The organism is Arthrobacter sp. B0316-1-20 (assembly GCF_059091865.1).
Genome location: NZ_JBNHHC010000094.1, coordinates 1 through 7900, shown reverse-complemented (window position 1 = coordinate 7900; position 7900 = coordinate 1). Strand labels below are relative to the sequence as shown.

At 63.2% G+C, this 7900-nt stretch carries 7 protein-coding genes; 3 read left to right on the top strand and 4 right to left on the bottom strand.

Going from position 1 to position 7900, the window contains the following annotated elements; all coding sequences use genetic code 11:
• Window positions 1-284 precede the first annotated feature (284 nt).
• Window positions 285-722 carry a nuclear transport factor 2 family protein gene (locus AC5RW2_RS39060; RefSeq protein ID WP_494032761.1) on the bottom strand — a complete coding sequence of 146 codons (438 nt, stop codon included), beginning with the start codon at window positions 720-722 and terminating at the stop codon, window positions 285-287.
• Between the two features lie 136 nt (window positions 723-858).
• On the opposite strand from AC5RW2_RS39060, the gene AC5RW2_RS39055 reads away from it, so the two are divergent.
• On the top strand, window positions 859-2697 hold the full coding sequence (locus tag AC5RW2_RS39055) for a class I adenylate-forming enzyme family protein (RefSeq protein WP_494032760.1): 1839 nt from the start codon (window positions 859-861) through the stop codon (window positions 2695-2697).
• A 63-nt stretch (window positions 2698-2760) separates the two neighbouring features.
• On the opposite strand, the gene AC5RW2_RS39050 is transcribed toward AC5RW2_RS39055, so the two are convergent.
• The 3 genes from AC5RW2_RS39050 to AC5RW2_RS39040 form a co-directional block, all read right to left on the bottom strand.
• Window positions 2761-3846 carry a thiolase C-terminal domain-containing protein gene (locus tag AC5RW2_RS39050; RefSeq protein ID WP_494075191.1) on the bottom strand — a complete coding sequence of 362 codons (1086 nt, stop codon included), beginning with the start codon at window positions 3844-3846 and terminating at the stop codon, window positions 2761-2763.
• Between the two features lie 194 nt (window positions 3847-4040).
• Window positions 4041-4244, bottom strand: coding sequence for a hypothetical protein (locus AC5RW2_RS39045; protein ID WP_494075190.1), 204 nt, complete (start codon window positions 4242-4244; stop codon window positions 4041-4043).
• Entirely contained in the window at window positions 4231-4584 is a 354-nt protein-coding gene (locus AC5RW2_RS39040) for a MaoC/PaaZ C-terminal domain-containing protein (RefSeq protein ID WP_493986650.1), read from the bottom strand. Before AC5RW2_RS39040 ends, AC5RW2_RS39045 begins: the two co-directional genes overlap by 14 nt.
• A 723-nt stretch (window positions 4585-5307) precedes the next feature.
• Here AC5RW2_RS39040 and nemA point away from each other — a divergent pair.
• Both nemA and AC5RW2_RS39030 read left to right on the top strand, forming a co-directional pair.
• Window positions 5308-6408 carry an N-ethylmaleimide reductase gene (nemA, locus tag AC5RW2_RS39035; RefSeq protein ID WP_493986649.1) on the top strand — a complete coding sequence of 367 codons (1101 nt, stop codon included), beginning with the start codon at window positions 5308-5310 and terminating at the stop codon, window positions 6406-6408.
• Window positions 6409-6905: 497 nt separating this feature from the next.
• The gene (locus AC5RW2_RS39030) at window positions 6906-7454 is read left to right on the top strand and encodes a nuclear transport factor 2 family protein (RefSeq protein ID WP_493986648.1); all 549 of its coding nucleotides are present in this window, start codon (window positions 6906-6908) and stop codon (window positions 7452-7454) included.
• Window positions 7455-7900 lie beyond the last annotated feature (446 nt).

Genomic DNA, 7900 nt, shown 5'->3' with positions numbered 1-7900 from the left:
CCCATCGGGAACCTATAGGGGAGTAAGGTTCGCGCGCCCGAACCCGTGCTGACCTTTCCGTCGACGGGGGCGCCAGCGCGTCATGCTCCGCGGCCCTCTCGTGCGGTGCCGCGACAGATGCCAGTTCATGATGAGCTTACCGACGGAGGCAGTCTGGACGAATTACCAGCACGGCGGTCAGCCCAGCTCGGACGCCCGAATCACCCAGATTTGGGGCGGCACGAAAGTCGGCCACGAGCGGCGTGGGTACACGGCGGCGGCTTCGCTTCGCTCGCAGCCATAGCTCAGTCGCGACGCAGGTGGCGGGAGATATGACCGACCAGGTTAACGAGGTTCCGTCGCTCCACCCAGCGCAACACGTCGTCGTCATCATAGGCGAACTGATCGACGTAGCCACCCGTTACGATGGGTTGGAGCTCCTGATCCGGTGCAGCCTGGAAAACTACCGCGCTGGAACGCGCCTCTGCGCTGCGACCGTCGGGGGCCACGTCGATAACGATGTTGGTCGTCACATGTTGGGTCCGGGGCACACCGTCATACAGGTGGAGCGCGGAGAGCCAGAACTTCTCGATTTCTTCGGCACCCTCCGCGAACAGATTGCCGTGCGCGTCATATACTCGAGCATCACCGAACAATGCGCCCATTGCCGCGAAGTCACCGGCGTCCATGCAGTGTGTATATTGACCGAGATAGTTTCGCACTTCTTCATAGATGTTTCCCATGCTGTGCCCCTCCACTCTCATGTGCCTCACGGCGCTAATCGCATCCACCTCTTCGCCAGGCCCTGGCGTCGCGTGGAAGACTCGATCGAATCATAACCCCCGCCACCCAAGCCGGTCAAACTACCGATAGGTTGATATGAACTACTTGACCAAAAGACCCGGCTTTGCCACTATCAACCAAACAACCGGTGCGGATCGCGGCACCCGCGTTATAGATTCCGGCACCGCGCTCGACGCGCGTCGACGAAAGGCGATGAGGATGGCAACAATGCCGAACCAAACGAAGAGCGACATACGAAGCCTTGGCACTTTAATGCGACGAGCCGCAGAGCGGTGGCCGCGGGCAGAGATCGTCTTCCCGGACGAGAGGGCTAGTTACGCCGAACTGCACGAGCGTGCCAGCGCCATGGCGCGGCTTGTCCGCGCTGCCGGTGCCGAGCCGGGCGACAAGGTTGCCGTCATGCTCCCCCCTTGCGTGGACTTGGCTGCCGCCATCCTCGGCGCCGCTCGCGCCGGGTGCGTCGTGGTGCCGATGAGCGAGCGCTGGAAAGAGACCGAAGTGCGTCATGCCCTCCGCCACGCGGACGTGAGGGTGCTCGTGACGACCGAGTTCGCGATAGCCTCACTGAACCTCGTTCGCACGATAACGGACGCGTTGCCGAGCTTGGCAGACGCACCTGCAGGTGTCGGTGCCGAGTACCCGGCGCCTGAGGAGGCTCCCGAGCTGAGGAGAATCGTGCTGCTCGGATCCGGCGAAGGCCCCGTGCCCTCTGGATTCACATCCCCACAGGTCTTGGACGACCAAGGGCAAATCCCTAGCGACGAGGTCGCGCCAATCGACGACGATGTCATTGGCCCCGACGACATCGCGTACATCATGTTCACGTCTGGCACCTCCTCAGCGGCGAAGGGCTGCCTGATTACGCACGGAAGCGTATTGGAACAGGCCCGTGCCCTCGCCGAGACCCGTTACCTGTTAAAGGAGGGCGATGTTTTCTGGTGCCCGATCGCGTTGCACCATAACGGTGGACTGACCTCGTTCACGCAGTGCCTGACGGTCGGCGCGAGCTTCGTCCATGCCGGGTTCTTCTCCGCCGACGTCAGTCTCGACCAACTCGTCGACGAACGGTGCACACACGCGCAGATGGGAATGGAAACCATCTGGCGTCCGATCGTCGAGCACCCTCGCTTCGCGGAGTCGGACCTGAGCGCGCTCCGAATTACCTTCACCGCAGGGAGCGAAGCGCGGCTGCGACACCTCCAAGCCTTAGTACCCCAATCGATTCTGCTTACCAACTACGGGCTCACCGAAGGGACCGGGCATTTCGCCATGGTCCTGCCGACCGACCCGCTCGACGTCCGCATGACCACCGGAGGCACCCCCCTGCCAGGCAACGAACTCCGGGTCGTCGATCCTGTAACGGGCCAAGACTGTGACCCCGGGGTCGACGGTGAGATCTTGATCCGCGGGACCCTGCTGTTCAAGGGGTACTACAACGATCCCGAGTACTCCGCGACGGTCATCGATGCCGATGGCTGGTTCCACACCGGCGATCGCGGTCACCTCGACACAGGTGGACGGGTCACGTTCGTCGACCGGCTGAAAGACACACTGCGGGTCGGCGGTGAAAACGTTTCGTCGGCAGACGTGGAAGCATTCCTACTCGGGCATCCCTCTGTGAAGGTCGCTGCCGTCGTAGCCGCACCCGATGACGTGTACGAGCAGGTCCCGGCGGCCTTCATCGAGACACAGCCTGGTGTCGCCTTGACCGAGAAGGAACTGATCGACTACTGCTTGGGATCGATCGCTACGTACAAGGTCCCTCGTTACGTACGCTTCGTCGACGAATGGCCCATGTCCAGCACGAAGATCCGAAAGCCGGTGCTGCGCTCCACGATCGAGAACGAGCTCAAAGAGCGCGGCATCCGAAGCGCTCCGAAACTGGTCCCGGTACGGCAGACGCCCCCGAATTGATCCGTTGCAAGAGCGGGGATCGGGGCAGACTCGGTCCGATCCCCGCTTGAATGATGCTTCTCGCTACCGCGCAGAGCGGCGCAGGATGAGGCCCGAGGTCGGTCCCGCCTGCGGGCCGCCGACCAGGGCCACCTCAGCGTCCGGGATCTGGTTGTCCGCCGTGCCCCGGACCTGCTTCACTGCCTCGAGGACATGGCGGAACCCGTGCGTGTAGCCGCCCGCTGTGTCACCGCCGTGCGGATTGAGCGGCATGGAGCCGGTCGGGGCGAAGTCTCCGGCGATGATGCGTTCAGCCACCTCGCCGGGACCGCACAGCCCGAACTGCTCGGCGACGAGGAGCAGGGTGAAGCTGGTGCAGTCGTAGACCAGGCCCACGTCAATCTGGCCGGCTGTCAGCCCGCTCTGCTCGTACAGCTTCTTCGCCACCCAGGTGGACGGGCTGTCCAGGTTCGACGTCAGCACCCTTGAGTCGAAGTATGCACGCGGGTCCGGACCGTGCGACTGGGCCGACGCCATGATCTCAACGGGCTGCAGCCCTGCGCCCCGGACGAGATCCTCACGCGCCACCACGACGGCGCAACTGGTGTCTGCCAGGGCAAACTCGTCGAAGCGGGTGAACGGGCCGACGGTCAGCGGCGCGTCGAAGTACTCGTCCCGCGAAACCTGGCCGGTATGGACTGCGCGCCGGTTCAGCGCTGCGTTGCGGCGCATCTGATTGACCGCCGCGTACAGCGCCTCGCGGTTCATCGGATAGCGCGCGGCGTACTGACTGTAGAACGCCGCGAAGATCCCCAGGTACCCGGTCCAGCCCAGCGGACGCAAGTACCACGGCGTGTCCATGTAGTAGGGACGCTGCGGGTCTGCGGTCGACAGCTGCTTGACCCAGTCATCCCCGCTGACAGTGCGATAGCAGACAACCGCACGGGCCTGACCCGACTCGACCGCGGAGCGGGCGGCATCGATCAACGCCGCGCACGACCCGCCGCCGAAGGGCACCTCGACCGCGAGATTCAGGTCTTTGGCCCCGAGCGTGGCCAGCAGTGCGAAGGTGTTAACCGAGGTGTCGTACGTGTACTTCACGGCGCCGTCGAGGTCATGCGGTGACAAGCCGGCGTCGGTGCACGCGTTCAGCGCGGCCTGGACCGTCATAGTATCGACCGCCCGCCCCGACCCACTCGGCGTGAGCGGAGCTTCTCCGATCCCAGCGATAACCGCCCGGTGTCCTCTTGCCATGGTGCCTACTCCTTCGTGTCGTGACGCTCGATGCGCCAAATCAACGTCGCCGGCGGGACGAACGAGTCTTGAGACGAACTCAACCCGGACACCTCGCAGCGTCGGTCGCGCTAACGGATGGAGGCGGCGCGGGTCTTCTCGTACTCCGCCGTCGCCTTCGCCCTGATCCGCGCGTCGGTCTCCTTGTCCTCTTTCTGGCTGGCAAACGCCCGGTCCTGAGCACGCCTAAGCCCGTCGCGGACTGAGTGCACCAAGATCCCGAAGTCGTCATTCTCGACGAGGGTCTCGGCGATCTGGCGTTCACGGTAGTTCACAGTAGATTGTGTCGCCGATTAGAAGCGGGCGCAGGAATCGGATCGCGTCCCACCGCACGGTCGCTATGGCATGCTCCGGCCAGTACCAGTTCCAATCGTGCTGGGCGAACATACCCACCGAGAGGCTGAGTTCGATAGACCCGGCCGCAATGCGACCGCCGAACCGCGAGGCGTCCACAACGTGCGCGTCGAAGCGGATCGACGGGTAGTCGTGCTCAATGCCGCCCGCAGCAAAAAGCCGGCGTCCGAGATAGTTCGGCCCGACGTGCTCGCTGACTCCCCGACCACGTAGTCCTCGAAGTATTGCTTCACGTCGGTAGTTCTTCCGCTCGGCGAGCATCCCGTAGCGGTCGACACGATGAGCTCGTCTCGTTGGTTGTATGTTGAGTGCGAGAAGACGATCTCGCCACGCTCACCACGGGGGATCAGGTCTTCGACAGTTGCAGCGCTGTAAATGAAGTCTCCGACCGTCAACTCGTGGTGAAACTCGACGAAGTCGAATTGAAGGAAGGCGACCAACCTCTCGGGCAGGAACGACCGCTCCGGCGCCTGCTGGAGCAGGCACATGCCGACAGCCAGTGTGAACAACGGAGGCACGAAGCGCTCCGGCGACTCGTCGTCGGGCGTGCTCTTCAGGAACGCTCAGAGGTCATGGGTCTACCGTGCGCAGGCCCTCACCTCGTCGGCGTGCATCCGCAGGTACGGACTCCGGATGGTCTCGCCCCGCTCATAGTCATCGAACCAGATCTTCATCTCATTGTCGCCTCTCCGCCATAACGACCAGGCGGCCGGTCGGGTCACTGACTATCGTGCTGACTTGGAAGCCGGCACCTAGGTCCGCAACGGCCGAGCTGGTCATTACCGCAGGGATGTGGAACTCACTTGCGACAGAAGACGCCTGGACGAACACAGTTGCGTAGGGAGGTGAGCACGCGGTCGCTTCGGGATACTGTCTTCCGTGACACCGCGCCCAAGACACACTGGCCACCTAGCCAACCATGCGGTAGGTTGAGAGAAGTCGCGACGCCATCCGACGCGGCAGAGCTAAAGGAAGGTTTACGACATGACATTGTTTTCCCCCGTAAGCATCGGCCCGCTCTCCTGTCCCAACCGCATCGTTATGCCGGCGATGACCCGCATGCGGGCAACGGCACCGGACGACATTCCCAACGACCTTATGCGAGAGCACTACGTCCAGCGGGCCTCAGCGGGGCTGATCGTCACGGAGGGCTCGCAGATCTCCCCGCAAGGCAAGGGATGCATGGACACCCCCGGGATCTACAGCGCTGCCCAGGTGGCGGGCTGGCGTAGCATCACCGATGCCGTGCACGAGGTCGGCGGTCGCATTGGCATCCAACTGTGGCACGTGGGGCGGGTTTCTCACGAGTCGCTGCTCAACGGCGAGCTCCCCGTCTCGGCGAGCGCGCTGCCACACCGCAGCCGCACGACGCTGCGCGGACCTGATGGCCAGCCGCAGCGCGTCAATTGCCCAACGCCTCGGGCGCTCCGGACGGAGGAGATCGCCGGCATCGTCGACGACTACCGTCGAGCGGCCCTGAACGCGAAAGAAGCGAACTTCGACTTCGTGGAGATCCACGCTGCTCACGGCTACCTGTTGCCACAGTTCATGTCGTCAACCAGCAACTCTCGCACCGACCAGTACGGAGGGAGTCTCGAGAATCGCGCACGGCTCACCCTCGAGGTGCTCGACGCTGCGATCGATGCGTGGGCCCCGGACCGGGTCGGCTTGCGCATCAGTCCCCTCGGAACTTCCAATTGGCTTGACGACGCCGACGGTGCGGAGATGGGGCTCTACATCGCACGCGCCGCGTCACAGCGGGACACACTCTATCTGCACGTCTCGGAGCCGGACTGGTTCGGCGGCCCCGCGCTCGACGAGGACTATCGCCGCAAGATCAGGGACACTTACACCGGCACGATCATCGGCGCCGGCGCGTACGACCTGGAGAAGGCCGAACGCCTGTTGGCAGCAGGTCTGATCGACGCAGCCGCATTCGGCAGGGCCTACATCGCCAACCCAGACCTCCCGGAGCGACTGGCGGGCGATCACGCGCTCAACACGCCCGACCCGCTTACCTACTACGGCGGTGGAGCGCAGGGGTACACCGATTATCCGAGCCTCGTGTCCGTACCTGAGCGGTGATCCTCCGCCCGTGAGTCTGGATCCCTTCGCCAGCCTGTCAAACGGTCTGCCTGATGGGTGAGCTTCACCTGAAAGAGAACACCCTCACAGAATGCGATCAGTCCGAAGCGTGAGAAGTGCTGTCGTCGGCAGAAGGACCTCGCCGACCAACTGACGTCGTCGGCTCCGATGGATGACATCTTCCGCTCAATCCGAATTCCCGAAAAGGCACGACGCCGAAGACGGCGGCGACCGATGGCATCGCGCCTGGATCGTGCTGGCAGGCCCAATTTCCCACCGGGTTTAGCCACTAAACGTATGGTCAAGGTATTAGAGTCTGACGATGCATCTATGCCTCCGCGGGGAAGGAATTCTCCCCAGTCAAAACAGAACACCCAAGAATGTTCTGGACATCGCAGGGATCCGACGACGGCAGCAACCACAACTCAAAAGTCGCTCGTGGCGGGGGCGAGGCTTGCACCATAACGCCCAAGCGAAGACCAGGCTAGGAGGACACCATGAACGAAGAACTTTCGATTGAGGCACGCGTGGCGCGGCTGGAAGATGCCGAGTCGATTCGGAATCTGAAGAACCAGTATGCAGGAATCTGCGATGATGGCATGAACGCCAACGAGGTCCTCGCGCTTTACGCGGATCTGGACGATGTCAAGTGGAGTAGCAGCCTCTGGGGAGAGAATCGCGGACGCGATGAGATCTACCGACACTTCGACCAGGGCGTCGACTCGTTGCCGATACTCTGGTCAGTCCACTTCATGACCAATCCCGTGGTCGAGATCTCCCCGGATGGCCAGACAGCCACCGGCGAGTGGGTGTTGCTCGAGCTCAACATCACTCCCTCGCCCCACGGCACCAGTAATGACTCGGTGGTCATCTCGGGTCGATATCGCGACACATTCGTCAAGGTCGACGGGCAGTGGAAATTCCACACCATCCATCTTGACTTGGGTCAGCTGTCCGCTCTCGATCAGGGTTGGGCCCGCCAGCCTAACCGAGGTGGTGAGCCGACAGCTGTCCCGGCAGGGAGAATCGGAGCCATCCGGGACTGATCGGAAAATAAGGTGACCTGTCCGCCCCCTTGTGGGCAGGGGACTGCTGCCGACAGGTGATGGCCATGCCGGTTGGGATGGCCATAGCCGGTTATGCGGCGGGAGTGAGGGTGACGGTGTAGCCCAGGGCCTGGAGCTGGCGGATGTGGGCGTGTTTGGCGGCGTCGGGGTTGAGCCGGCGGCTGTAGTGGTCGGCGCCGAGGTCGCGGAACCGGGGGCCGGGTCGGTGAGCAGGTGCCAGATGATGGTCAGGATGGAGCGTCCCACGGCGACGATGGCGCGTTTTTTGCCGCGGCGCCGGGCGATGTTAACGCCGACCGAAAATAGGGCCATTTCTGCCAACTGAAAATGTACGGTCCGGGGACATCCCTGACACTGTGTTGTCGGGAGATCGCTGACAGTCTATGCGGCTTCGGCGGTCTTGCGGGGACGGCCGCGTGTTTTGC

Bases quoted from the DNA above. Each gene is read 5' to 3' on its own strand.
- AC5RW2_RS39060 (WP_494032761.1), bottom strand. From the start codon at position 722: ATGGGAAACATCTATGAAGAAGTGCGAAACTATCTCGGTCAATATACA.
- AC5RW2_RS39055 (WP_494032760.1), top strand. From the start codon at position 859: ATGAACTACTTGACCAAAAGACCCGGCTTTGCCACTATCAACCAAACA.
- AC5RW2_RS39050 (WP_494075191.1), bottom strand. From the start codon at position 3,846: ATGACGGTCCAGGCCGCGCTGAACGCGTGCACCGACGCCGGCTTGTCA.
- AC5RW2_RS39040 (WP_493986650.1), bottom strand. From the start codon at position 4,584: ATGCTCGCCGAGCGGAAGAACTACCGACGTGAAGCAATACTTCGAGGA.
- nemA (WP_493986649.1), top strand. From the start codon at position 5,308: ATGACATTGTTTTCCCCCGTAAGCATCGGCCCGCTCTCCTGTCCCAAC.
- AC5RW2_RS39030 (WP_493986648.1), top strand. From the start codon at position 6,906: ATGAACGAAGAACTTTCGATTGAGGCACGCGTGGCGCGGCTGGAAGAT.